A 24,997-nucleotide genomic window follows, 5' to 3' on the forward strand; every position below is an offset into this window, starting at 1 on the left:
TTCTTCATGAGTTCTCCTTGGTCTGTCGAGGGTAGAGAACTCACCTGCCGATCGGCTACATGATTCGTCTCAGGTCAGCTCGACTTCCATCGTGACGACGCGCAGACGCTGCTGTTCTTCCTCGTCCGCGAACCCGATGGCCGCTACGCCCCGGTCGCAGGCCAGACCGACCCGGCGGGGTTCTCTGTGTTCCGGATGGATCGGGGGTTGTAGCTCGCGTATGTTTCACAGAAACCGGTGGGAAATTCCAACCCTTGTGATTGAGGCTGCATGAAATCTGCGCCAAGAAAGATGTCGAAGGACCGAATAATGCGGCTTGTAGAGGGGCAGGTCTTTCATGTCACAAGGGTTGAAAATTGGCCGGAAATCATTCGTTCCGACGGCCTTCTCCCCAACTCGGATGATTCCTTTGTCAGTACTTTCGGATCATCGAAGAACTCGTTCTTCAGGCGCCTTGGCTGCGTTTCACTCTTTGATTGGCGGGATCAGCCTAATGAAGAAATCGATGATTTCAGAAGAAGATGCTGGCCATTCCAGGCGGCAAAGCCAGGTGGTGACGGTGTCATCTTCATGATTGCCAAGCAGGAAATCTACGGGCAACTTGTTTCGTGGAAAAAATGGCAGGAGGAAAGAGCGTTCGATCAGATGATCGTGCCATTCGTCGAGACGGGATTTCCCGGCAAGTTATCTCTCGATCATTTCAAGCGTTTCGCTCTATACAAGTGCAAACCTGACAAGCCCGGATCTCTGGCGGAGATTGTTGCATCGTCATTTGGGCCTCGATAATGTCGATGTTCCCAACCACTCCCGCACCAACCCCGGCACGATCTCCGTCGCCGGGCCGCGCAGCATGCGGAAGCCCCACGGCAGGTCGTCGACCTCGAACGCGCACACCACCTTCTCCGCGGTCGGGCTGGCGTAGCGGGTCAGCGAGGCGGCGGGGTAGACCGACAGCGAGGTGCCGACGACCAGCACTTTCGCCGCTTCGGTCACGTGGCGTGCGGCGACGTCCATCATCGGCACGTCCTCGCCGAACCAGACGATGTCGGGTCGCAGTTGCGAGCCGTCGTCGCACAGGTCGCCGATGTGGATCGGCGCGGCGTCGATGCGACGACGCAGCCGCCGCGGCGAGGTGCCGCGCGCCCACGCCAGTTCGCCGTGCAGGTGCACGACCTGCGTCGACCCGCCGCGCTCGTGCAGGTCGTCGACGTTCTGGGTGACGACCACGACCTCGTACTTCGATTCCAGTTCGGCGATCGCGCGGTGCGCGGCGTTCGGTTGCGCTTCGGCGGCGCGGGCGCGGCGTTCGTTGTAGAACTCGAGCACGACTTCCGGATGCTTGCGCCAGCCTTCCGGGCTGGCGAGCGCACGCCAGTCGTGATTGCGCCACAGCCCGTCGGCGTCGCGGAACGTGGGCAGCCCGCTTTCGGCGCTGATGCCGGCGCCGGAGAGGATGACGATCTTGTTCGGATGCATGCGTTTTCCGTCATCCATGATCGATCGCCTTGCGCATGGAGTGGCGGCCACCGGGACGATCGATTTCGCATTCGATGTCGTCGAGCCGCCAGCCGGCCTGCGTGCGGATCCAGCGATAGCGGTCCTTCCAGCGGTAGGTTTCGCCGTGATAGAGCTCGTGGAACGAAACGATCACGTCGGCGGACGAGGATGAGGTGTGGCGCACGGACGAAATGGCGTAACCGTCCAATGAACCGTCCGAGCAGATGAAGGTGAAATCGGCGTGGGGCGGCTTGGCAGTCGGATCCTGTGCCGAGGTTTCGCGATCTTCGCGGAAGGCCGCGTCGAGGGCCCGGAAGAACGCCGGCGACAGGACGCGGCGCAAGTTCGCCATGTCCCGTGCATCGCGTTCCGGAGAGACCTTGTAGTGCTCCACGAAACGACGGGTTTGCGCGCCGAGATCGGGGCGTGCCGGGCGGCCCGCGGAAACCGGCACGGAGACCGCGGCCAGCGAAGCGAGGGCGGCTGCGACCAGAGCCCGGGCGCTGATCCCGGCGCCCGAGAGGATGACGATCCTGGTGCGGTTCAGCGTGTGCAAGCAGATCCCTCGCATGCGTTCGGGATGACCTTCGATGCGCGATGCGCATCGTTGGTCACTTCATCGTCGGCATCACGAATTCCGCGTGGCGGACGTCGTCCGGCCAGCGCGCGGTGATCGTCTTCAATCGCGTGTAGAAGCGCACGCCGTCGGGGCCGTGGACGTGCAGCGGGCCGAAGATCGAGCGCTTCCAGCCGCCGAAGCTGTGGAAGGCCATCGGCACCGGGATGGGCACGTTCACTCCGACCATGCCGGCCTGCACGCGATGCGCGAATTCGCGCGCGGCGCCGCCGTCGCGGGTGAAGATCGCGGTGCCGTTGCCGTATTCGTGTTCGTTCACCAGCTTCAACGCGGTCTCGAAATCCGGCACGCGGACCACGCTCAGCACCGGGCCAAAGATTTCCTCGCGGTAGATCGTCATCGCCGGCGTGACGCGGTCGAACAGGCAGCCGCCGAGGAAGAAACCGTCGGCGTGGCCGTCGACCGCGTGGCCGCGGCCGTCGACGACCAGCGTCGCGCCCTCGGCCACGCCGGCGTCGACGTAGCCGCGGACCTTGTCGCGGTGCGCGCCGGTGACCAGCGGGCCCATCTCGGGATCGAGGCAGCCGGGACCGATCTTCAGCGCGGCGACCTTCGGTGCCAGCTTCGCGACCAGCGCGTCCGCGGTGGCGTCGCCGACGCACACGGCGACCGAGATCGCCATGCAGCGTTCGCCGGCCGAGCCGTAGCCGGCGCCGAGCAACGCGGAGACCGCGCCGTCGAGATCGGCGTCGGGCAGCACGACCATGTGGTTCTTGGCGCCGCCCAGCGCCTGCACGCGCTTGCCGTTGGCGCTGCCGCGGGCATAGATGTACTCGGCGATCGGTGTGGAGCCGACGAAACTGATCGCCTGCACGCGCGGCGCATCGAGCAGCGCATCGACCGCGACCTTGTCGCCGTGGACGACGTTGAACACGCCGTCGGGCAGCCCGGCCTGCTTCAGCAGATCGGCCATGAAGTTGGCGGCGGACGGATCGCGCTCGGAAGGTTTCAGCACGAACGTGTTGCCGCAGGCGAGGGCAACCGGGAACATCCACAGCGGCACCATCGCCGGGAAGTTGAACGGCGTGATGCCGGCGACGACGCCCAGCGGCGCGTATTCGGTCCACGAATCGACCTCGCGGCCGACGTTCATCGAATGCTCGCCCTTGAGTAGGTGCGGGATGCCGCAGGCGAACTCGACCACTTCGAGGCCACGGGTCACTTCGCCACGCGCATCGGACAGCACCTTGCCGTGCTCGGCGGTGATGATCGCCGCGAGGTCGCCAGCGTGTCGCTCCAGCAGATCCTTGAAGCGGAACATCACCCGCGCGCGGTTGAGCGGCGTGGTCTCGGCCCAGGCCGGAAACGCGGCGGCCGCGGCGTCGACCGCGGTGTGCACGTCGTCGACGGAGGCCAGCGGCACGCGCTTCGTCACCGCGCCGGTGGCGGGATCGAAGACGTCGGCGTGGCGGTCGGAGCGGCCGGCGGTGTGGGTGCCGGCGATGCAGTGGGGGAGAGTGGGCACGGAAGCTGACATCGGATTGAACCTCTCTTCAAACGTCGATCGTGTCCGTCATCGCTTCCGCGATATGGCTTGATCAGGTTTCGGCAGAGCGCCCCTCATCCGCCTTCGGCACCTTCTCCCCGCATGCGGGGAGAAGGAACTCCCGCATCCGCCGCCTGCGTGTGGAAATCACCGACTGGCTTCGGTAGAGCGGCCTTCAGGCCGCTGCTTCATTCGGAAGCCAAAGCAGCGGCCTGAAGGCCGCTCTACCGATGTGCTGCGTGCCTCAACCCAGCGCCTTCTCCGCCGGCACGTATTCGTAGCCGAGGTCCTGGGCGACCGCCTGGTAGGTGATCTTGCCGGCGTGCACGTTCAGGCCGTTGAGCAGGTGGGGGTCGTCCAGCAGCGCCTTCTTCGCGCCCTTGTTCGCCAGCTGCACCGCGAAGGGCAGGGTGGCGTTGGTGAGGGCGAAGGTGGAGGTGCGGGCGACGCCGCCGGGCATGTTGGCGACACAGTAGTGGATGATGCCGTCCACTTCGTAGGTCGGGTTCTGGTGGGTGGTGGCCTTCGAGGTCTCGAAGCAGCCGCCCTGGTCGATCGCGACGTCGACCAGCACCGAGCCCGGGCGCATCAGCTTCAGCTGGTCGCGCGACACCAGCTTCGGCGCGGCGGCGCCGGGGATGAGCACCGCGCCGATCACCAGGTCGGTGTCGGGCAGGCGTTCCTCGATGGCGTCGTGCGTCGAGTAGATGGTGGTGAGCTGGTGACCGTAGACCTCGTCGAGGTACTTCAGGCGCTCCAGCGAGCGGTCGAGGATGGTGACGTGCGCGTTCAGGCCCATCGCCATGCGTGCGGCGTTGATGCCGACCACGCCGCCGCCGATCACCAGCACTTCCGCCGGCTTCACGCCCGGCACGCCGCCGAGCAGCACGCCCGAGCCGCCCTGCGCCTTCTCCAGCGCATGCGCGCCGGCCTGGATCGACATGCGGCCGGCGACCTCGGACATCGGCGCCAGCAGCGGCAGGCCGCCGCGCTTGTCGGTGACGGTCTCGTAGGCGATCGCGGTGCAACCGGACTTCACCAGCGCCGCGGTCTGCGCGGGGTCGGGCGCGAGATGCAGGTAGGTGTAGAGCACCTGGCCGGGGCGCAGCATCGCGCATTCGACCGGCTGCGGTTCCTTCACCTTGATGATCATGTCGGCGCGGGCAAAGATTTCCTCCGCGGTGTCCACGATCTCGGCGCCGGCCTTCACGTACATCTCGTTGGTGAGGCCGATGGCCTTGCCGCCGTCGCGCTGCACCATCACCCGGTGGCCATGGTTCACCAGCTCGCGCGCGCCCGCGGGCGTCAGGCCGATGCGGTATTCGTGATTCTTGATTTCCTTGGGAACGCCGATGAGCATGGCTGGATACCGTTCAGAGGATGGGCAAGGCGCGCATTAGGCCGTTTCGGCGATCACATGCGCAAGGGTTCGGAAGATGCGGTCGATGTGGTCGCGGTCGAGGATCAGCGGCGGCGACAGCGCGATGACGTCGCCGGTCACGCGGATCAGCAGGTTTTCCTGGTGGAAGCAGCGGGTGAACACGTCGTAGGCGCGGGCGCCGGGCGCGCCCGGGCGCGGCGCCAGCTCGATCGCGCCGATCAGGCCGATGTTGCGGATGTCGACCACGTTCGGCAGCCCGCGCAGGGCGTGGATGGCATCGGCCCAGGCGTCTTCCAGCACGATGGCCTGCTCGAAGAGGTTTTCCTCGGCGTAGGTGTCCAGCGTCGCCAGCGCGGCGGCGCAGGCCAGCGGGTGGCCGGAATAGGTGTAGCCGTGGAACAGCTCGATCATCTGCTCCGGGCCCTTCATGAAGGCCTCGTGGATGCCGTCGGATACGAACACCGCGCCCATCGGCACGCAGCCGTTGGTCAGGCCCTTCGCGCAGGTGATCATGTCGGGCTTCACGCCGAAGCGTTCGGCGGCGAACGCCTTGCCGACGCGGCCGAAGCCGGTGATGACTTCGTCGAAGATCAGCAGGATGCCGTGCCTGTCGCAGATTTCCCTCAGTCGGCGCAGGTAGCCTTCCGGCGGCAGAACCACGCCGGCCGAACCGGCGACCGGTTCGACGATGACGGCGGCGATCGTGCTGGCATCGTGCAGCAGGACGAGGCGTTCGAGGTCCTCGGCCAGTTCCAGCCCGTGCGCGGGCAGGCCTCGGCTGAAAGCGTTGCGTTCGATGTCGAGCGTGTGGCGCAGGTGGTCGACGCCCGGCAGCAGGCTGCCGAACCACTTGCGGTTGTTGGGCAGGCCGCCCACCGAGATGCCGCCGAAACCGACGCCGTGGTAGCCCTTCTCGCGGCCGATCAGGCGGGTGCGCTGGCCTTCGCCGCGGGCGCGGTGGTAGGCGAGGGCGATCTTCAGCGCGGTGTCGACCGATTCCGAACCGGAGTTGGTGAAGAACAGGTGGCCGAGATGGTCCGGCGCGATCGCCTTCAGGCGCTCGGCCAGCGTGAACGGCAGCGGGTGGCCCATCTGGAAGGTGGGCGCGAAATCGAGCGTCGAGATCTGCTGGCGCACGGCCTCGACGATGCGCGGGCGGGCGTGGCCGGCGTTGCAGCACCACAGGCCACCGGTGGCGTCGAGGATCTCGCGGCCGTCGACGGAGCGGTAGAACATGCCTTCGGCGCTGGCGAGCAGGCGCGGGTTCGCCTTGAACTGGCGGTTCGCCGAGAACGGCATCCAGAACGCGTCCATCGCGTCCGGCATGCGGGTGGCCTGGGCCGTGTAGGCGGCGCCGAGGGAAGAGGCGGAAGTGTCGTCGCGCATGGGGCGGGATCCTGGGCCGAACGGGTCGACGGGAAGCTTAGCGCGTTGAAAAAACTTTACAACCGGTTCGCATTTGACGAAAAATGCTGCACGGCCGTAGCCGTGTAAAGTATCCCGCTACACCAAAGTCGACCGGAACCCAATGGACATCGGCGCACGTCTGCAGCTCGTCCGCAAGAACAAGGGGCTCAGCCAGCGCGAGCTGGCCAAGCGGGTGGGGGTCACCAACAGCACCATCTCGCTGATCGAACAGAACAAGGTCAGCCCGTCGGTGAGTTCGCTGAAGAAGGTGCTGGACGGGATCCCGATCTCGATGGCCGACTTCTTCACGCTCGACATCGACACGCGGCCGTCGGACCAGCCGTTCTACGGCGTCGACGAGCAGCCCGACATGGGCAGCAACGACATCCACTATTTCCTGATCGGCCACCATCGCCCGAAGCGGCAGATGTGCGTGTTGCGCGAAGTCATGGAACCGGGCAGCGACACCGGCTCGGGCATGATCACCCACGACGGCGAGGAGGGCGGCGTGATCCTGCAGGGCCGGGTCGAACTGACCGTGGACGACCAGGTGCGGGTGCTGGAGGCGGGCGAGGGCTACTACTTCGACTGCCGCAAGCCGCACCGCTTCCGCAACGTCGGCGATGCCGACGCGGTGATCGTCAGCGCCAGCACGCCGCCGACCTTCTGACCTCCTCCCAATCTCCCACGGGCCGTTCCGTCGGCCCCGTCCCGCATCCCGGAGCCCCCGCATGACCACCCCCGACACCCGCGAACGCTGGCAGGCGATCGCCGACGGCCTCGCCATCCGGACCCGGGCCTTCATCGATGGCCGCTACGTCGACGCGGCCGACGGCCGCACCTTCGACTGCGTCAGCCCGATCGACGGCCGCGTGCTGGCGCAGGTGGCCGAGGGCGGCGCCGAGGACATCGACCGTGCCGTGGCCGCGGCGCGACGCAGTTTCGAGGCGGGGATCTGGGCGGACACCCGGCCCACGCATCGCAAGAAGATTCTCATCAAGTTCGCGCAGCTCATTGAAAAATATGGCGACGAGCTGGCCGTGCTCGAATCGCTGGACATGGGCAAGCCGGTCACCGACGCCCGCCAGGTCGACATCGCCGCGACCATCCGCTGCCTGTCGTGGACCGGCGAGGCGATCGACAAGGTCTACGGCGAGGTGGCCGCGACCGGCCAGGACGAGCTGGGCCTGATCACCCGTGAACCGCTGGGCGTGATCGGCGCGATCGTCCCCTGGAACTTCCCGCTGCTGATGGCGGCGTGGAAGATCGCCCCGGCGCTGGCCACCGGCAATTCGGTGGTGCTCAAGCCGTCCGAGAAGTCGCCGCTGACCGCGCTGCGGCTGGCGGAGATCGCGATGGAGGCGGGCATCCCGGCCGGCGTGTTCAACGTCGTCCCGGGCTTCGGTCGCGAGGCCGGCGAGCCGCTGGCGCTGCACATGGACGTCGACGGGCTGGTGTTCACCGGCTCGACCGCCGTCGGCCGGCACCTGCTGCAGTGCGCCGGGCGCTCGAACATGAAACGCGCCTACATGGAGTGCGGCGGCAAGAGCCCGAACCTCGTCTTCGCCGACGCGCCCGACCTGGAGCAGGCCGCGAAGGCCGCCGCCACCGCGATCTTCTACAACCAGGGCGAGGTCTGCACCGCTGCCTCGCGCCTGCTGGTGCAGCGCTCGGTGAAGGAGGAATTCGTCGCGGCGGTGGTCGAGGCCGGCCGCGCGATGCAGCCGCGGCATCCGTTCGAGCCCGGCGCGGCGATGGGCGCGATGGTCGACGAAGGCCAGACCGCGCGCGTGCTGGAGTTCATCGCGAAGGGGCAGGCCGAGGGCGGGAAGCTGCTGCTGGGCGGACGCCGGGCCGACGTGGTGGCCGGCGGCTGCTACCTCGAACCGACCGTGTTCGACGACGTCGCCCACGACCACACCATCGCCCGCGAGGAAATCTTCGGCCCGGTGCTGTCGGTGATCGGCTTCGACGACGAGGCCGAGGCCCTGCGGCTGGCCAACGACACCGAGTACGGCCTCGCCGCCGGCGTCTGGACCCGCGACATCGGCCGCGCGCACCGCGTGGCGCGCAAGCTGCGCGCCGGCAGCGTCTGGGTGAACTACTGGGACGGCGGCGACATGACCGCGCCGTTCGGCGGCTACAAGCAGTCCGGCAACGGGCGCGACAAGTCGCTGCACGCCTTCGAGAAATACACCGAAGTGAAGGCGACCTGGATCAATCTCGCCACCTGAGTGATCCATCGCGCATGCCGGGCCGGCGTCGTGCATGAACGCCGGTCACGGATGCGAAACGCTCGCGTTTGACCCGGTCCGGGGCACGGTGGAGAATCGCCGCGGCCCGCGCCATTGCCGGGCTTTCCCTTTCACGCCCCAGGACAGCGATGCGCGTCTTCGCGATTTCGGACATCCATGTCGACTACGACGCGAACATGCGCTGGGTCCACGGCCTGTCCCGTGCCGACCATCGCGACGACCTGCTGATCCTCGCCGGCGACGTGTCGCATCGGCCGAAGCTGCTGGCCGAATGCATCGATGCCTTCTCCCGCCGGTTCGCGCAGGTGCTGTTCGTGCCCGGCAACCACGACCTGTGGGTGGTGGGCGAGCCGCCGGAGCGGCATTCCCTGCAGAAATTCCGCGAAGTGGCCGACATCGCCGCCGACAACGGCGCCTCGATGCAGGCCTTCCGTCGCGAGGGCACGCTGATCCAGCCGCTGCTGGGCTGGTACGACTTCTCCTTCGGCAAGCCCGACGACAGCCTGCTGCAGATGTGGGCCGACTTCCGCACCTGCCGCTGGCCGGACGGCGCGGGGCCGGAGGAGGTCTCGGCGCTGTTCGACGACATGAACGAGGCGCCGCCGGACGACGTGCCGGCGCGGGTGATCACCTACTCGCACTTCATGCCCCGGATCGACCTGGTGCCGATGTTCGTGCCGCAGCGGCACCGCACGCTGGACCCGGTGCTGGGTACGGTGCGGCTGGAGGCGCAGCTGCGCCGGTTCACGCCGCACATCCACGTCTACGGCCACAGCCACATCAACCGCTCGGTGCGGCTCGACGGCGTGCACTACATCAACAACGCCTTCGGCTATCCGCAGGAGGATGGGATCGCCTCCAAGCGGCTGCTGTGCATCGACGAGATCTGAGTACCGGCGCATGGGCGGAACGGACGCCACCGACACGTCGACATCGACGCCCGGCGCCGACATCGACCTGTGGCTGGCGTACTACGACCTCGCCGCCGACCTCGTGCCGCGGCTGCGCGCGCTGCTGACCGAGGACGAACTGGCGCGCGAGTCGCGCTTCTATTTCGCCGACGATCGCCTGTGCTACCTCGTGACGCGCGCGCTGGTGCGCACCGTCCTCTCTCGTTATGCGCCGCTGCCGCCTGCCGACTGGCGGTTCGCCGACAACGGTCACGGCCGGCCGCACATCGCACCTGAGATCGTCGCCCGCTGCCCCGAGGCCGCCGACCTGCGTTTCAACGTGTCGCACACCAGCGGCCTGATCGCGCTGGGCGTGACCCGCGGCCGCGAACTCGGCGTGGACGTGGAGCACGTCGGCGACCGCAAGGGCCCGCTGGAGGTCGTCGACCGTTACTTCGCCCCGGCCGAGGTCGAAGCGCTGCGGCAGCAGCCCGAATCGATCCGCCACGATCGCTTCTTCGAGTACTGGACCTTCAAGGAGTCGTACATCAAGGCGCGCGGCCTGGGGCTGGCGCTGCCGCTGGAGCGTTTCAGCTTCCACTACCCGCACGAGACCGGGGTGCGGCTGGCGATCGAGCCCGAGCTGGAGGACGCGCCCGAACGCTGGGCGCTGTGGCAGTACCGGCCCGCCGGCGACTACCTGCTGGCGATCTGCGCCGAGCGCGGCGAGCGGCCGCCGACGACCGTCGCGCTGCGCCGCTGCCTGCCGCTGTGTCCGGACGAGCCGATCGCGGCCGTGTCGACGCGGCGCTCCGACGCCGACGCCTGAGCGTCGGCGTGTGCCGGCCGTCAGTGCGGCCGGCTCTCAGTCCGGCGCGTTGAGGAACATCCGCAGGAAACGCTCGGCGATCACCGGGTCCAGCCCGTGGCGCGCCGGATCGACCGCCAGGCGCTGCGCGATCGCGGCGACCTTGCGGTACTCGTCCGGATCCTGCGCGCAGTGCTGCAGCAGTTGCCCGGTGCGCTGGTCGAGTTCGGCGTTGGCCGCGAGCCAGTTCGGGTCCAGCCGCGGCAGGCGCGAGAAGGCCTCCTTCGGCAGTTCGTCCTGGCGCCACTGGAAGCGCAGGGCACTGCCGTTGTGCTTCGCGGCCAGCGGTAGCGCCTGCCCGGCCGAGATCCGGACCTCGGGCAGGAACTGCAGGCCCTGGTGCCAGTGCAGCGGCGCGGCGTCGGGCGCGTTCGACAGTGCGATGTCGCCGTCCAGGCGCAGGTCGAACCAGAAGAGCAGGGCGCCGGCGGTGCCGTCGGCGGTCGCGACCGGATCGATCGCCATCTCCTGCGGCTCCGGCCCGGCGGTCGCGAAATCGAAGTCGAACAGGTCGAACGGGTCGCTCAGCGGGCGATGGCCGAGCGTGCGCGCATCGACGTTCACGAATTCCAGCGACGCCAGGTAGGGATTGAGCAGCCCGGCGTCGACGCCGAGCACGTGGTCGAAGCGGTACTCGACCACCTGTGCGCGCAGCCGCGCACCGGCGGGCAGGAAGCGCGCGTCCGGTCGCAGCAGGTGCTCGCGGGCGTGGGCGAGGAAATGCAGCACGCCTTCGCCGATCAGGCTGCAGTCGAACAGCTCGAACAGCGCGAGGTCGGCGCGTTCGGGCAGGTCGGCGGGGATTTCCAGCGCGCGGCAGTCCTTCTCGACGAAGGCCACCCGGCCGGCATGGCCGTTCGCGGCCACGGTCTCGCGGCCGACGGCCGCGATCGCGGGCAGTTGTTCGCAGGCGACGACCCGCGTGGCCCCGGCTTCCACGGCCAGCATCGACAGCAGTCCGGTGCCGGCGCCGATGTCCAGCGCCAGCCGCGTCGGTGCCAGCCGCAGCAGGTCGCGCAGCGCGCGCCGATACGCCGCGTTGCGGCGAGCGTCGCATAGCATCGGCACGTACCACGACGGCAGCGTGTTGGCGTGCGGGCGCACGGGCGCGGGCACGGTGCGCACGTGCAGCCTGGTGTCGTGGAGGCCGACATGGAGCTGCAGCGGCTCGCCCGCGCGCACCGGCACGCCGTCTGCGGCGTGGACCGCCGGGCGCAGGCAGCGCAGGCCGCCGTCGGGCGCGCTGCTCAGGCGCGCGTCGGCCGAGGTACCGTCGAGGTCCAGGTCGAACCAAGTCAGCACGGCGTCGATGCGGCCGTCGCACAGCGCGGGCAGGTCGAAGGCCTGCACGCGCTCCTCGAACGCGGCGAAGTCGAGCGTGCCCACGCAGACCGGCGCGGCGAGGGCGGTCCAGCACTCGGGACCCAGCTCCAGCGCCTGCGGATAGGCGCTCCAGCGCAGGCGGTCGACGGCGGTCAGGTCGAAGCCGGCCGCGGCTTCGTCGTCGGGATACCGCCACTGGATCGGCATCGCGTACAGCGTCGCCCGCGCGGGCATGACCCGCGGCACGCCGCCGTCGGCGGTGCGGGCGGCGCGGATCGCCGGCACCAGGCCGGTGCCGAGGAGGGTGTGGTCGATGCCCGGGAACACCACGACGTCGCAGGGCGCGTGCGCAGCGGCGGCGTCGGCGGCCGCGATGTCGACGGCCTGGGTGAAGGCGTCGAAGGAGTCGCGGCGCTCGTCGTCGGTCCAGGTGCGGACGACGTCGCCGTGCTGCGCGTGCCAGGCGCCGAGGAAATGCTTCTGCACCATGCCGGTGGCGATGCGGCCGTCCAGCGGGTGGCGCTCGACGCACAGCGCGTGCGCGGCACCGTGCTGCAGCGCGCGCAGCGCCAGCACGCCGAGGTCGCTGCCGGCGAAGCGGACGCGCAGGCCGGCGGTGCCCCCGAGCGCGCGGTCCCACGCCTCGCACCAGCGCGGATCGCGCAGGCGGTTGATCGCGAGGCGCGGCGAGGCCTGGTTGCCGTAGCGGCCGAGGTGGCGCACGAGACCGTCGATGCGGAAGGCCTCGGCGTCGGCGGGCATCGCCGGGTCGTCGCGGATCGCGGGATCGAAACGGGACTGCGGGGGCGGCGGCAGTTCGATCCGGGGCGACTCGGTGGCGGCGTCCGGGTCCAGCGTGCGCCGCAGCAGCTCCGCGCGGCCGTGTTCTGCCTCGAGGATGCGGATGCGCTCGGCCAGCGCCGGGTCCGACGTCGCGGCCTGCGCCCGGCGATAGGCCGCCAGCGCTTCGCCGAGGTCGCCCAGACCTTCGTGGGCCTCGCCGGCGAGGCGCAGGGCGTCGGCGTGGTCGCCGGCCGCGTGCAGCAGGCGGCGGGCGTCGTCGAGCGCATCGTCGTGCAGGCCCAGCCGCAGCCGCAGGCGTCCGCGGGCCAGCCGGGCCGCGGCCCGTTCCGGCGCCGCTTCCACCAGGCAGTCGCGGTAGAACAGCGCTTCCTCCAGCCGCCCGGCGCGCTCGCCGTCGTCGGCCATCCGGTCCAGCAGCGGGATCGCCTGCCGCAGCGCGCCCTGCGGCACGGTCGACAGCGCCCGGCGCATGGCCTCGGGTTCGCCGGACGCCAGCGCGTCGGCGAGCAGCGTGCTCCAGTCACTCATCGCGGTGCCGCCAGCAGGGTGTCGAGGTTGCGCACGTCCTGCCCGTACGGCGTGAGCACGGCATGCACCGTGGACGCGGAGCCGCGGGGCAGGGCGTACTTCAGGAAGGTCGCCATCGTCCCCGAGGGGCCGACGTCGATGTAGCGGCACGGGCCTTCGCTTTCGAGCCGGGCGATCGTGTCGAAGAAGCGGATGGGCAGCCGGGGGGCGTCCCACAGGTCCTGATGGACGAGGGTGCGGACGTCGGTGGTCGCGCGGTCGCAGCAGGCGATCGGCAACGTGCCCGGGCGCAGCGTCAGCCCGCGGATCGCGTCCAGGTACGGCGCGCGGGCGGGGTCGATCCACCGCGAATGGAAGGCGAACGACACCGCGAGCCGCTGGTACACGATGCCGCGCCGCTTCAGTTCGACCTCGATCGCATCCAGCGCCGCCTGCGGCGCCGCCACCCCGAAATGCATGTCGAAATTCAGCGCGGCCAGTTCGCTCGCCTCGTGCAGGAAGGGTTCCTGCTCGTACAGCGACGGGCTGTCGAGGATCGCGATGATGCCGCCGCGCGGGCAGGTGGCCTCGAAGGTGCGGGCCTGGGCCACCACGGCGGTCATCGCCGTCGCTTCGTCCATGCAGCCGGCCTGGGTGGCTGCGGCGAAGGTGCCGAGGCTGGCCCCCAGCACCACGTCCGGGCGGATACCGCCGGCGACCAGCCGCAGCGCCAGCGCCTGTTCCAGCATGAAGATCGCCGGATGGGTCAGCAGTGTCCGGTCGAAAGCGTCGTCCTTCCGGCCGGCGAAGGTGGCCTCCAGGACCGAGACGCCGCAGTGTTCGACCGCCAGCGCATCGAGGCGGTGCAGGTGTTCGCGGAAGAGGGGGTCGGCGTCGTACAGCGGCTGACCCATGCGGTAGTACTGCGATCCCTGTCCGGAAAAGACGAAGACCGTCCTGGCAAACGACATCCCACCACTCCTGTGCGTCCGTGTCGGCGACCCGCGATTATGGCATCGCCGTCGTGGCCGCGGCGGCGGGCCGGCACCGGGGCAGGGCGGTCGCCCGCCCGCCGGGCCTGCCCGGGCGGGCGTCTCGTGCTTGCAATGTGCACGGTCCATACTATGCGGCGCAGGACGCCAGCCGCACGGACGCGGACCACATCCCCGGGAATCCCACACATGCACAATCGCCTTTGGCGCCGGCAGGCCCTTGCCTGCGCGCTTGCCTTCTGCTGTACCAGTCTCGCGACCGCGGCCGATCTCGGCCATCCCGACCATTACGAATTCGACGCCACGCTGTCGGTGCCGTTCCAGCCCGTCGACGCGAAGTTCCCGATCCGGGTGGACTTCGACTACCCCGGTGCCGGCGACAACACCCGCGCGGCGTGGATGGTCGAGGTGCTCGCCGCCAGCGGCCGGGTGATCGGCAGCGACAGCGGCATCGCCCGGCTGACCGACGGCCGCGGCTTCAAGCTCGGTCGCTGGAACGGCCTGGACGCCAGTGGCCGCGCCCTGCCGTCGGGCTACTACACCGTCCGCCTGCGCGCGGTGCCGACCGTCGCCACCAAAAGCGATGCGCGCCTGAGCGTCGCCCAGCAGGTGAAGCTGGCCTTCGCCACGTTCCATGACGAGATGGTCGAACAGCGTTACGACGTGATGCTGGGCACGGTGCCCGCCGCGCGCGTCCAGACGATCGCGCCGCTGCCGACGGGTCGCCAGAGCGCCGCCGCCACCGGCGCCCCGACGGCGACGCAGAAGAGCATCGCCGCCACCGGCGGCCTGCCGTACACCATCTACTACGGCAACATGCACAGCCAGACCAGCCACAGCGACGGCGGCACGCCGGTGGCCAGCTGCGGCGGTTCGGAAGTCCCGCAGGGCGGCACGATGGGCCCGGCCGATGCCTACACGATGATGCGGACGCAGGCGGGCGGCGATTTCCTGCTGACCTCCGAACACAACCACATGTACGACGGGTCGACCGGCACCAACACCTCCGCCTCGCCGACGACCGCCAACAACCTCTTCAGCAGCGGCCTGCAGGCGGCGGCGTCCGCGCGCACGGCCAACCCGGGCTTCATGGCGCTGTACGGCCTGGAGTGGGGCGTCATCAGCAACGGCGGCCACCTCAACATCATCAATCCCGATGTGCTGGCGGAGTGGGAATACAACGGCTCCAACCAGCTGATCGGCGGTGTCTTCACCGCGAAGAACGACTACGCCGGGCTGTATTCGGTGATGAAGCAGCGCGGCTGGATCGGCCAGTTCAACCATCCGGCGAGCAGCGGCCAGTTCCAGATCGGCGGCGTGTCGCTGGCGTACGACGCCAACGGCGCGGACGTGATGGTGCTGGCGGAAGTGATGAACAGCGCCGCGTTCTCGACCAACACCACCCAGACCGAAGTCGGCCGCAGCAACTACGGCGACGCCTGGAACAAGCTGCTGGAAGCCGGCTACCACGTCGCGCCGTCGAGCGACCAGGACAACCACTGCGCGAACTGGGGCCTGAGCTTCACCAACCGCACCGGCGTGCTGCTGCCCAGCGGCACCGCGCTGACCACGACCGCGTTCTACGACGCCCTGCGCGCGCGCCGCGTGTTCGCGACCGAAGATCGCACCAGCCAGCTCGTGCTGACCGCGAACGGCCACGTGATGGGCGAATCCTTCACCAACACCGGCAACGTCACCCTGACCGCGAACTTCGCCAGCACCAGCGGCCAGACCGCGCAGCGCGTGCAGTTCTTCGAGGGCGTCCCGGGCCGCAAGGGCACGGTCACGCAGCTCACGGAGGGCAGCGGCACTTACACCTTCACGCCCGCCACCGGCCAGCACTTCTACTACGCGCTGATCACCCAGGCGAACGGCCTGCGCCTGTGGTCCGCGCCGGTGTGGGTGGACCAGGGCGGCACGCCGCCGACCGATACCACGCCGCCGACCGTCAGCGCCAGCGAGACCGGCACCAGCGGCACGATCACCCTGGCCGCGACCGCCAGCGACAACGTCGGCGTCAGCCGCGTCGAGTTCTACGTCGACGGCGTGCTGGTCGGCACCGACACCACGGCGGCCTATTCGCTGTCGCTGAATTCGACCACGCTGGCCAACGGCAGCCACAGCCTGACCGCCAAGGCCTTCGACGCCGCCGGCAACAGCGCCACGTCGACGCCGGTCGCCTTCACCGTGTCGAACACCACCGCCGACACCACGCCGCCGACGGTCAGCGCCACCGAGACCGGCACCAGCGGCACGATCACCCTGGCCGCCACTGCCAGCGACAACGTCGGCGTCGCCAAGGTCGAGTTCTACGTCGACAACGTCCTCAAGGCCACCGACACGACCTCGCCGTATTCGACGACGCTGGATTCGACCACGCTGGCCAACGGCAGCCACACCCTGACCGCCAAGGCCTACGACGCCGCCAACAACGTCGGCACGTCCAGCGCGGTCGCGTTCTCGGTCAGCAACACCACGTCCGCGGTGGAGCGCATCGTCAACGGCGGCTTCGAGTCCGGCAGCACCAGCTGGACCGTGACCAGCGGCGTGATCACCAGCACCGGCACGCTGCCGGCCCGCACCGGCACCTGGAAGGCGTGGCTCAACGGCTACGGCGCCACGCACACGGATACGGCGTACCAGACGGTCACGATCCCGTCCACCGTCACCAGCGCGACGCTGACGTTCTGGCTGCGCGTGGACAGTGCCGAGACCACGACCACCAACGCGTACGACACGCTGACGGTGCAGGTCCGCAACAGCAGCAACACCGTGCTGGGCACGCTGGCCACGTACTCGAACCTCAACAAGGGCACGAGCTACGTCCAGCGCAGCTTCAACCTGAGCGCCTACAAGGGCCAGACCATCCGCGTGTACTTCCTCGGCGTGGAAGGCACGCAGGTGGCGACGTCGTTCCTGATCGACGACGTGTCGCTGATGACGCAGTAAGCGACGTCCTTCGCCCCCGCAACGCCAGGCCGGCGATCCGGCCTGGCGACGGGCGAGGCGGGGGAGGTCGGAATATCGGTGCAGGCACGTCCCTGCACCGTTTCGAAGGACCGGGCGGCCGCATCGGCGACCGCCCGGCCTGCGACATCAGCAGGCGTCGACCGTGAAGTTCGTGTCCGGATCGACGTGGCTGAAGGGCGGGGCACCGGTGGATCGCCCGGACAGCGCATGCCCGCCTTCGCGCACGAACCAGTACGCGCGGGCATTGTCCAGGTCGCCCATGATGATCAGGTTCCCCGGCGTGGTGATGTAGTCGCCGATCGTCAGCGGGTTGTCGCCCGCGGTCGGATCGTTGTCCTCGGCGGCGGCCTTGCCGATCATGCCGCCGACGAAGGCGCCGACGAGCGCGCACACCGCGACCACCACCGCGACGATCAGCAGCACCACCAGCAGGCACAGCAGGTAGAACGGGCCCGAGGCCGAGCAGCCGATCGCCGCGCCGATGGCCACGCCGGCGACGATGCCACCGATGCCGCCCACGGCCGCGCCGATCATCGCCCCGCCACCGGCCGCGCACACGGCCTTGCTGTCGAAGAACGCCGAGAGGATGGGGGAGCGATCCGTGTCGTCGTTGCACACCACGGTCGCGCCGCCCTGCTCGACGAGGTTCCAGTAGTCGCACTTGACCACGACGTCGATGCGCGGATGGCTCGCGGAGAACGGGAACATCCACTCGTGCCAGTCGTCGAACGAGGGGAACACTTCCTCGATCACGCCGGCGGAGCAGGTGTCCAGGCCCTCGGGCTTCTCGAAGCAGTTCTTGTACCAGAAGACGCCGATGACGATCAGCACGGTGACGAAGGTGGCGATCGCGCCCAGCCAGTACAGCGCCGGTGCCGAGATGCCGATGACGGTCCAGATCTGGGTGAGAAACGCGGTCACCTCGGCGAACTTGGTGATCACGCCGATCACGCCGGAGATCAGCCCCACGAGGAAGATGATCAGGCCCCAGAGGTCGGAGAACGTGGAGGCGGTCGAAGCGCTGCCCGAGCCGCAGGGTGGTTTGGTCAATGACATGGCTCAGCCCTCCTTTCCCTGGACGATGGCGGCGCGCGACGGACGGCGGCAGAACCGGCACAGCAGCCGGCCCACGGCGAATCCGACGGCGATCCCGATGGCGACGAACAGCGCGGGCTTGCCGACGACGTTGCACAGCCAGACGGTCAGCACGCTGGTCAGCACCGCGTTGACCAGTAGCGGCCCGGCCACCGACGACGGCGAATAGCGCAGCGGCCCGCACAGCAGCCCGAACAGCGCGCACCAGCAGAACGCGGCCAGCGCCAGCGCCATCTGCAGCCACAGCGGGAAGGCCACCGGCACCCAGGTCGGGTCGGCCTGCCGGCCGGCCATCCAGGCGACGGAGAAGAACAGCCCGGTGAGCGCGCCGATCAGCGCGCCGTTGAGTTCGCAGGGGGTCATCCGCATCGAGAACGGGCGGCTGACGGCGATCAATCCCCGGATCATGGTCATCATGCGTCGACCCTCACGAGCAGCGTGACGCCACCGATCAGATGGCCGCCGGCGTCGTAGCCGACGACGGTGGCTTCCTTCAGGATGAAATCGCCCGCCGGCGGCACGATGGCGGCGGGCACGGTCGTCGACAGCGTCGCCACGATCTGTTCGTTCGGGGCGTACAGCCGGCTTGCCGGCGTGACCGTGGCGCCGATGTCGTTGGGCATCACCGCCAGCGTCAGCACCTGCGATGCCCCCGACGGATTGCGCACCGCGAAGTGCATCGACGGCGAACGGCCGACCTGCGAGGTGCGCACGCCGTGGATCGCCTGGTAGCCGAGGTTGTTGTCCGGCGCCTTGTCGTGCGGGTGGCTGATCCGCACCTCGATCGAGACATCGTTGCCCAGCGCCCGGACCGCATCGTTGATCGGGAACTGCAGGTCGCGGGCGTCCGGCGCGAAGCCGAGGTTGATCATCTGGTCGCCCAGCGGCGAGAACGGCGTGCCGATCCCGAACGCCGCCCAGCGCACCTGGACGAGCGTGTTGATCGCGCTGGCCTCGTTCGATTCGTTGTGGACCCGGACCTGGATCGCGTCCATGAACCGCCAGTCGTCCCACCAGTTCGTCTGGACGTCGGGGCTTTCCCAGCTCGCGGGCTGGCCCTGGGCGATCCGCTGGGTCTGGCTGTAGATGGCGGGATCGGGCCGCTTCGGCGGGTGGTCCGTGCTGATGCATGTGCAATGCGGACGCTTCGGCCGTGGCCGCCAGTCGCACCGGTTGTCGTTCGGCCGCGTCACTGAATCCTGCGCGACCCTGCGTGCAAATTCCGACATGACATCCTCCTGACGTGGTGCGGGACCATCCCGCGTTGCACCTCATGAACTGCAACGCGCGTCACACATTTGCACGGACATCGCCAGAAGGTGCTACGGGAGAAGGTGACGGAAAGCCCGGGAACCTGCGCCTCCGCATGGCCATGGCTTTATTTACATAATATGCATTATGCGAAATAATGGGGAATGCGCCCGGGCGATCGAAATGGCATCTGCGCTGCCTGCCAAGGCCAAGTCCCCCGGATCGCGACCCTCGCCGGCAATGCCGTCTTCCTCGCCCGCGCCGTCCCGCCGATCCTCAGGCCTTGGCGGTTTGCGTGCGGCGATACGCCTGCAGCGTCCGGTCGGCCATGCGCGTGCCGGTGAATTCGGCGGCGCGCGTCAGGCCCGCCTGGCGGAGGCGTTCGGCCTTCGCCGGATCGTCGACCAGATCGACGATGGCCGCTGCGAGTGCGTCCGGGTCGATCCGCGCCAGGCCGTCGGCATCGAACGCGACGTCGACGAGCACGCCGTTGCGGTCGTGCTCGACGATCTCGGCGAGTCCGCCGATGCGGCTAGCGACCAGCGGCACGCCGGCGGCCATCGCCTCGGTCGCGGCGTAGCCGAACGGCTCGTACAGCGACGGCACCACCGCGACCGCCGCCCGTGCGTACAGCGCCCGCAGTTGCGGCCGGTCCAGCTTGCCCACGAGCCGGGTCGAGGCCGCCAGCAGCGGATCGGTGGCGGCGAATTCGCGAAGGGCCTCGGTGTGGTCCTCGTTGCCGTCGCCGGCGACGATGAGCCGGAGGTCGTCGCGTTCCGCCGCGATCCGGCGGAACGCATGCAGCAGGAAGCGCAGTCCCTTCTGCGCCGTCAGCCGTCCGGCGAAGACGACGAGCTTCACCGGCGATCCGTCGGCGGCGGTGTCCCCGGGGCACAGCGCATCGATGGCCGCGGCGGCCTCGGGATCGACCGCCGGCCACGGCGCCGCGCCGTTGTGGATCACGACGACGTCCGCATCGGGGTGCAGGCTGCGGACCTCCGCCTCCACCGACCGGCTCACGGCGATGATGAGGTCGCTGGTGCGGCACAGATCGCGTTCCAGCCGGGCGATGAAGCCCAGCGTGTCCACGCCCCAGCGCGGCGTGATCAGGTGTTCCAGTGAATGCACCGTCGACACGATCGGCCGGCCCCAGCGCGCGCGCAGCCGCTGCCCGCAGCGATAGGTGAACCAGTTGTTGCAGTGGATGACGTCCGGGATGCCCGGTCCCGCTTCGCAGCGCCGCGCGACTTCATCGGCGATGCCGTCGGAAAACAGGTTGAAGCGTTCGCTGCCGAGCACCAGCGGATCGACGTCGGCATGCACGAAATGCACCTGCCGGTTGGCTTCGACGAGGGTGTCGCGCGGCCCGCATCCGCCGATCGCGATGGTCAGCCGGAGGTTTTCCGACGCCAGCGCGTCCGCGATCTGCCCCAGGTAGGTGGCCACGCCGCCGATGGTGACCGGCGGGAATTCATGGGCGAGGATCAGGATGTGCATGCGGTGCGAGGCCTGTCGGTGCGGGGCGATGCGCCGCCCTCCCCGGCCAGCGCGTCGCCGCGGCGTGGCGGGAGTGCCGATTCTCGCCGATCAGTCAACGAATGCAATCAATGCGTGGCAGGGAACGCTCCAGCGAAGCTCGCGCGAGTGTGGTAAGCCTGTGCTTCCCCGAATCGACTTCGAGCAGGTTCCATGCGCGCCACAGTCCTCCACGGAGCGGGCGACGTCCGCATCGAGCACGTCCCGGACGCGACCCTCGTCCACGACACCGACGCGGTGATCCGCGTCCTCCGCAGTTGCATCTGCGGCAGCGACCTGTGGCCGTACCAGTCGATGCCGCCGAACGGGCCCGGGCTCCGGATCGGCCACGAGGCGATCGGCGTGGTCGAGGCGATCGGCCGCGAGGTCCGCACGCTCCGGGTCGGGGATGTCGTGATCATGCCGTTCGCGTTCTCCGACGGGACCTGCGCCTTCTGCGACGCGCACCTGCACACGTCGTGCGTGCAGGGCGGGCTGTTCGGGATGGGGCCGGTCGCGGGCGCACAGGCCGAAGCGGTGCGCGTGCCACTGGCCGACGGCACGCTCTACCCCGTCGCCGCCACGGCCGACGAGGCGATGCTCGCGTCGCTGCTGACGCTGTCCGACGTGATGGGCACGGGCCACCATGCCGCACGCGCCGCGCAGGTCGCGCCCGGGAAGACGGTGGCCGTCGTCGGCGATGGCGCGGTCGGCCTGTGCGGTGTGATCGCGGCCAGGCGGCTCGGTGCCGAACGCATCATCCTGCTCGGCCGCCATGCCGATCGCGTCGCGCTGGGCCGCGAATTCGGCGCGACGGACGTCGTGGGCGAACGCGGCGAGGAAGCGGTCGTGCGCGTGCGCGAACTCACCAACGGCTTCGGCGTGCATTCGGTGCTCGAATGCGCAGGGCATGGCGAATCGATGGCGACGGCGATCCTCATCGCCCGCCCGGGCGGCCACGTCGGCCGCGTCGGCGTGCCGCAGGACGGCACCCTGCCCGCGTCCATGCCCGCCTTCATGCGCAACGTCACCATCGGCGGCGGCGTGGCACCGGCGCGCGCCTACATCGACGAACTGCTGCCCGATGTGCTCGAAGGCCGCATCGCGCCCGGGCGGGTGTTCGACCGCACCACCGACCTCGACGGCGTGCCCGACGGCTACGCCGCGATGCAGGAACGGCGGGCGCTGAAGGTGATGATCGCGCCCTGAGGCGGGCCGGCCTCAGGCCGGCGTCGCCGTGGCGGTGTCTGCCGACTCGCGCTGCAGCGTGGCCGCGCGCAGTTCCGCGTATTCGCGCGAGGTCGCGGCCAGCAGCGATTCCGGTCCCTGCGCCACCAGCCGGCCGTCGCCCATCAGCAGGACTTCGTCGAAGTGCTGCAGCAGGTCGAGGCGATGCACCGAGGCGACCAGGCAGGTGTCGGCGAATTCGGCGAAGAGATTGCGGTACACCGCCGCTTCCGTCCGCGCATCGAGGCTCGCGGTCGGTTCGTCCAGCAGCACCAGCGAACTGCCGTGCGCGGCGAGGATGCCCCGCGCCAGCGCCACGCGCGCACGCTGCCCGCCCGACCAGTTCGCGCCGTTCTCCGCGATCTGCGCCTGCAGCGGATCGGTGTCGGCGGCCATGAAGTCCGTCACCATCGCCAGTTCCAGCGCGCGCGGCAGCGTGTCCGGCGCCGGCGGGCCGTGCAGCGACTCGCACATCGAAAGATTCTCGGCGATGGTCGCCTGGAACAATTCCGCGTCCTGCGGAATCATGGTCGTTGATCCGCGCAGGAGGCGTGCCGCGGCGCGCGGCGTGTCCGCCACCGTGCCGTCGCTGGTTTCGACGACGATGCCTTCGGCGACGTACAGGCCGGCGAGCACGCGCATCAGCGTGCTCTTGCCCGAGCCGCTCTTGCCGATCAGCGCGTAACGCTTGCCGCGCTGCAGCGACAGCCGGATGTGGTCGAGCGTGGGCGCTTCGTCGCGGCCGTCGACATGGCGGAACACCACGTCGCGGACTTCGCAGCGCTGCCACGACAGCGGGACGATCGGCGCGTCGAGTTCCGTGTCGACCTCGGCGTGGCGGATGGGATCGGCGCTCTGGTAGTTGGCGTATTGCCCGGCGAACTGCTGGAAGTTGCTGGCCACCGACGCCACGACGGCGCCGGCCTGCACCGCGTATTCCCACACCATGTAGAGGCTGCCGAGCATCAGCCCCTGCCCGCCCGACGACGACGGGCGCAGCACGAGCCAGGCATACACGCCGACCAGGCAGCCGCTCAGCACGCGGCTCGCCATGTCGACCACGAACCACTTGCCTTCGTTGAGCACGATCATCCGCTTCAGCGGCACGAAGATGCCGTCCACCAGTTGCCCGAGCAGGTGGACGAAGGGGCGCACCTGGCGCAGGGCGAACACGGTGGTCGCGTTGCCCAGCGCATCCGCCAGCACAGCGCCGTAGCGCCGGTCCGCGTCGTTGGTGCTGATCGCCAGCCGCACGATCGCGCGATCGAAACCCGCGACGGACGTGGCGATCACCACCAGGCCCAGCGCCGCCATGCCGCCCACCAGCGGATGGATGACGACGAGCGCGGCGACCGGGCCGACCAGCCGCACCGCACTGCTGAGGTACACGAACTGGCTTTCGGCGAAGTTGCCCAGCGCCGCACTGCTCTGCTGCACCCGCTGCGCGGTGGCCACCGAATGGTTGCGGTCGTGCCACGACAACGGGAACGACAGCAGGCGCTGGGTCAGCGTGGTCGCCACGCGCGCACGCACGCCGAGCGCGATGTTGCGTTCGAGGATCCGTCCGGGCGCATGGATCAGCCAGCTCCCGAGCGCGGCCGCGAGCACGGCGACGAGCCAGAGGGCCGCTTCCCCCGCGCCGGCACCGCCCTTCGCCTGCAGGACATTGAAAGCGCGGCCGAGCAGGTACGGGATCAGCAGCAGCACCAGCTGCGCCCCGATCAGCAGCAGCATCGAGCTCACCAGGGTGGTGCGCCTGCCGCGTGCCTGCCGCCAGAGTTCTCGGTAGAGCAGCAGGACCGGGCTGACCGATCTGCCCTTCTTTGCCTCGTCGGGATTCATGCGCTTCCAGCGATGTGGGACGGGATGCCGCAACGCACTGTAGTCGAGCAGCCCCAAAACTCAACCTTCCGGATTCCGCCTGAGGTCTGCCGCACCGCGCCTTGTGGGGGGCAAGGGGCCATGCAATACTCCGGCCGCGACGGAAACGGAACTAGTCTAAGGTTGGAGACGCGCGTGTCACAGAGCGCCATGATCAAGGGCTACGACACGGCCATGCAAGGCGCCGTGATCGAGGCCTACTACGGCTCCAGCGACTTCTACAACTTCGGATTCTGGACTCCGGACACGAAGGCACAGTCGCAGGCTTCCGAACAGCTCGTCGAACGCCTGCTCGCGTTCATTCCCGACGACGCACGCGGCGGACGCATCCTCGACGTGGCCTGCGGACTGGGGGCGTCCACCCGCCATCTGCTGCGCCATTTCTCCGCGGACCGCATCGTGGCGATCAACGTGTCCGGGCACCAGCTGGAACGCGCCCGCCGGAATGCGCCGGGCTGCGATTTCCGGGTGATGGACGCGACCCGGCTGGATTTCCCCGACGCGTCGTTCGACAACATCCTCTGCGTCGAGGCGGCGTTCCACTTCGACACCCGCGAGGCCTTCCTGCGCGAAGCGCTGCGCGTGCTCAAGCCCGGCGGCAGGCTGGTGCTGTCCGACATCCTGATGTCCGGGCTCTCGCCGACCACGGCGAAACGCACGCACATCCCCGACGCCAATGCCATGACCTCGCCGGCCGCGTACGAACCCGCGCTCGTCGGCGCCGGTTTCGCGGAGGTGACGGTCGTCGATGCGACCGACGCGTGCTGGAAGCCGTTCCTGCGTTCGGTGCGGCAGTTCAAGGCGAGCCACGCGGCCGCCGGCCAGGTCTCGGCCATTCCACCCTCGCGACGCGAGGGGCCGATCTTCTTCAATCCTGAATACCTGGCGCGCTTCATCCGCGGATACGTGCTCGCCTGCGCGCGCAAGGCAGGCGATTGACCACGCGTTGAATCCCGGGGCGTGCTGTCCCGGCGTCGTGCATGGCATGGATGCATGGCGCCCGGGCGTCGT

At 69.2% G+C, this 24,997-nt stretch carries 20 protein-coding genes; 8 read left to right on the plus strand and 12 right to left on the minus strand.

Features of this window, described 5'->3' with window-relative positions; all coding sequences use genetic code 11:
- Positions 1-309 precede the first annotated feature (309 nt).
- Positions 310-786 carry a hypothetical protein gene (locus ACT53Q_RS00005; RefSeq protein WP_476184615.1) on the plus strand — a complete coding sequence of 159 codons (477 nt, stop codon included), beginning with the start codon at positions 310-312 and terminating at the stop codon, positions 784-786.
- Here the strand turns inward: ACT53Q_RS00005 and ACT53Q_RS00010 are convergent.
- The 5 genes from ACT53Q_RS00010 to aptA form a co-directional block, all read right to left on the minus strand.
- Positions 769-1,476, minus strand: a complete 708-nt coding sequence (locus ACT53Q_RS00010; RefSeq protein ID WP_476184616.1) for an SIR2 family NAD-dependent protein deacylase — start codon at positions 1,474-1,476, stop codon at positions 769-771. The genes ACT53Q_RS00005 and ACT53Q_RS00010 overlap by 18 nt on opposite strands.
- Before the next feature lie 10 nt (positions 1,477-1,486).
- Complete coding sequence (locus tag ACT53Q_RS00015) at positions 1,487-2,053, minus strand: hypothetical protein (protein ID WP_476184617.1); 567 nt, start codon at positions 2,051-2,053, stop codon at positions 1,487-1,489.
- A 55-nt stretch (positions 2,054-2,108) separates the two neighbouring features.
- Positions 2,109-3,599 (minus strand): CoA-acylating methylmalonate-semialdehyde dehydrogenase, encoded by a 1,491-nt coding sequence (locus ACT53Q_RS00020; RefSeq protein WP_476184618.1) that lies wholly within the window; start codon positions 3,597-3,599, stop codon positions 2,109-2,111.
- Positions 3,600-3,864: 265 nt separating this feature from the next.
- On the minus strand, positions 3,865-4,980 hold the full coding sequence (gene ald, locus ACT53Q_RS00025; protein WP_476184619.1) for an alanine dehydrogenase: 1,116 nt from the start codon (positions 4,978-4,980) through the stop codon (positions 3,865-3,867).
- A 36-nt stretch (positions 4,981-5,016) separates the two neighbouring features.
- A complete protein-coding gene (gene aptA, locus ACT53Q_RS00030; RefSeq protein ID WP_476185146.1) occupies positions 5,017-6,327 on the minus strand; it encodes an omega-aminotransferase AptA in 1,311 nt (436 codons plus the stop codon).
- 202 nt (positions 6,328-6,529) lie between these two features.
- On the opposite strand from aptA, the gene ACT53Q_RS00035 reads away from it, so the two are divergent.
- The 4 genes from ACT53Q_RS00035 to ACT53Q_RS00050 all read left to right on the plus strand — a co-directional run bounded on the left by ACT53Q_RS00035 (position 6,530) and on the right by ACT53Q_RS00050 (position 10,382).
- Positions 6,530-7,078 carry a cupin domain-containing protein gene (locus ACT53Q_RS00035; RefSeq protein ID WP_476184620.1) on the plus strand — a complete coding sequence of 183 codons (549 nt, stop codon included), beginning with the start codon at positions 6,530-6,532 and terminating at the stop codon, positions 7,076-7,078.
- Between the two features lie 61 nt (positions 7,079-7,139).
- Positions 7,140-8,642, plus strand: coding sequence for an aldehyde dehydrogenase (locus ACT53Q_RS00040; protein ID WP_476184621.1), 1,503 nt, complete (start codon positions 7,140-7,142; stop codon positions 8,640-8,642).
- 149 nt (positions 8,643-8,791) lie between these two features.
- Complete coding sequence (locus ACT53Q_RS00045; RefSeq protein ID WP_476184622.1) at positions 8,792-9,553, plus strand: metallophosphoesterase family protein; 762 nt, start codon at positions 8,792-8,794, stop codon at positions 9,551-9,553.
- A gap of 10 nt (positions 9,554-9,563) precedes the next feature.
- Positions 9,564-10,382 (plus strand): 4'-phosphopantetheinyl transferase family protein, encoded by an 819-nt coding sequence (locus ACT53Q_RS00050; protein WP_476184623.1) that lies wholly within the window; start codon positions 9,564-9,566, stop codon positions 10,380-10,382.
- A 36-nt stretch (positions 10,383-10,418) separates the two neighbouring features.
- On the opposite strand, the gene ACT53Q_RS00055 is transcribed toward ACT53Q_RS00050, so the two are convergent.
- Together ACT53Q_RS00055 and ACT53Q_RS00060 are read right to left on the minus strand one after the other, a co-directional pair.
- Positions 10,419-13,076 carry a hypothetical protein gene (locus tag ACT53Q_RS00055; protein ID WP_476184624.1) on the minus strand — a complete coding sequence of 886 codons (2,658 nt, stop codon included), beginning with the start codon at positions 13,074-13,076 and terminating at the stop codon, positions 10,419-10,421.
- Complete coding sequence (locus tag ACT53Q_RS00060; RefSeq protein ID WP_476184625.1) at positions 13,073-14,026, minus strand: acyltransferase domain-containing protein; 954 nt, start codon at positions 14,024-14,026, stop codon at positions 13,073-13,075. The genes ACT53Q_RS00055 and ACT53Q_RS00060 overlap by 4 nt, the downstream gene beginning before the upstream one ends.
- 210 nt (positions 14,027-14,236) lie before the next feature.
- Between ACT53Q_RS00060 and ACT53Q_RS00065 the strand changes: the two genes are divergently transcribed.
- Positions 14,237-16,996, plus strand: a complete 2,760-nt coding sequence (locus ACT53Q_RS00065; protein ID WP_476184626.1) for an Ig-like domain-containing protein — start codon at positions 14,237-14,239, stop codon at positions 16,994-16,996.
- 147 nt (positions 16,997-17,143) lie between these two features.
- Here the strand turns inward: ACT53Q_RS00065 and ACT53Q_RS00070 are convergent, their stop codons facing one another.
- The 4 genes from ACT53Q_RS00070 to ACT53Q_RS00085 form a co-directional block, all read right to left on the minus strand.
- Entirely contained in the window at positions 17,144-18,073 is a 930-nt protein-coding gene (locus ACT53Q_RS00070) for a hypothetical protein (RefSeq protein WP_476184627.1), read from the minus strand.
- Positions 18,074-18,076: 3 nt separating this feature from the next.
- Positions 18,077-18,526 carry a hypothetical protein gene (locus ACT53Q_RS00075; protein ID WP_476184628.1) on the minus strand — a complete coding sequence of 150 codons (450 nt, stop codon included), beginning with the start codon at positions 18,524-18,526 and terminating at the stop codon, positions 18,077-18,079.
- Positions 18,526-19,341, minus strand: a complete 816-nt coding sequence (locus ACT53Q_RS00080; protein ID WP_476184629.1) for a hypothetical protein — start codon at positions 19,339-19,341, stop codon at positions 18,526-18,528. Before ACT53Q_RS00080 ends, ACT53Q_RS00075 begins: the two co-directional genes overlap by 1 nt.
- A 298-nt stretch (positions 19,342-19,639) precedes the next feature.
- Positions 19,640-20,860, minus strand: coding sequence for a glycosyltransferase family 4 protein (locus tag ACT53Q_RS00085; RefSeq protein WP_476184630.1), 1,221 nt, complete (start codon positions 20,858-20,860; stop codon positions 19,640-19,642).
- Positions 20,861-21,052: 192 nt separating this feature from the next.
- Between ACT53Q_RS00085 and ACT53Q_RS00090 the strand changes: the two genes are divergently transcribed.
- On the plus strand, positions 21,053-22,087 hold the full coding sequence (locus ACT53Q_RS00090) for a zinc-dependent alcohol dehydrogenase family protein (RefSeq protein ID WP_476184631.1): 1,035 nt from the start codon (positions 21,053-21,055) through the stop codon (positions 22,085-22,087).
- Positions 22,088-22,099: 12 nt separating this feature from the next.
- Here ACT53Q_RS00090 and ACT53Q_RS00095 read toward each other — a convergent pair whose 3' ends face one another.
- Complete coding sequence (locus ACT53Q_RS00095) at positions 22,100-23,947, minus strand: ATP-binding cassette domain-containing protein (RefSeq protein ID WP_476184632.1); 1,848 nt, start codon at positions 23,945-23,947, stop codon at positions 22,100-22,102.
- A 174-nt stretch (positions 23,948-24,121) separates the two neighbouring features.
- On the opposite strand from ACT53Q_RS00095, the gene ACT53Q_RS00100 reads away from it, so the two are divergent.
- The gene (locus tag ACT53Q_RS00100; RefSeq protein WP_476184633.1) at positions 24,122-24,925 is read left to right on the plus strand and encodes a class I SAM-dependent methyltransferase; all 804 of its coding nucleotides are present in this window, start codon (positions 24,122-24,124) and stop codon (positions 24,923-24,925) included.
- Positions 24,926-24,997: the final 72 nt, after the last annotated feature.

Source organism: Lysobacter sp. DMC97 (genome assembly GCF_056313745.1).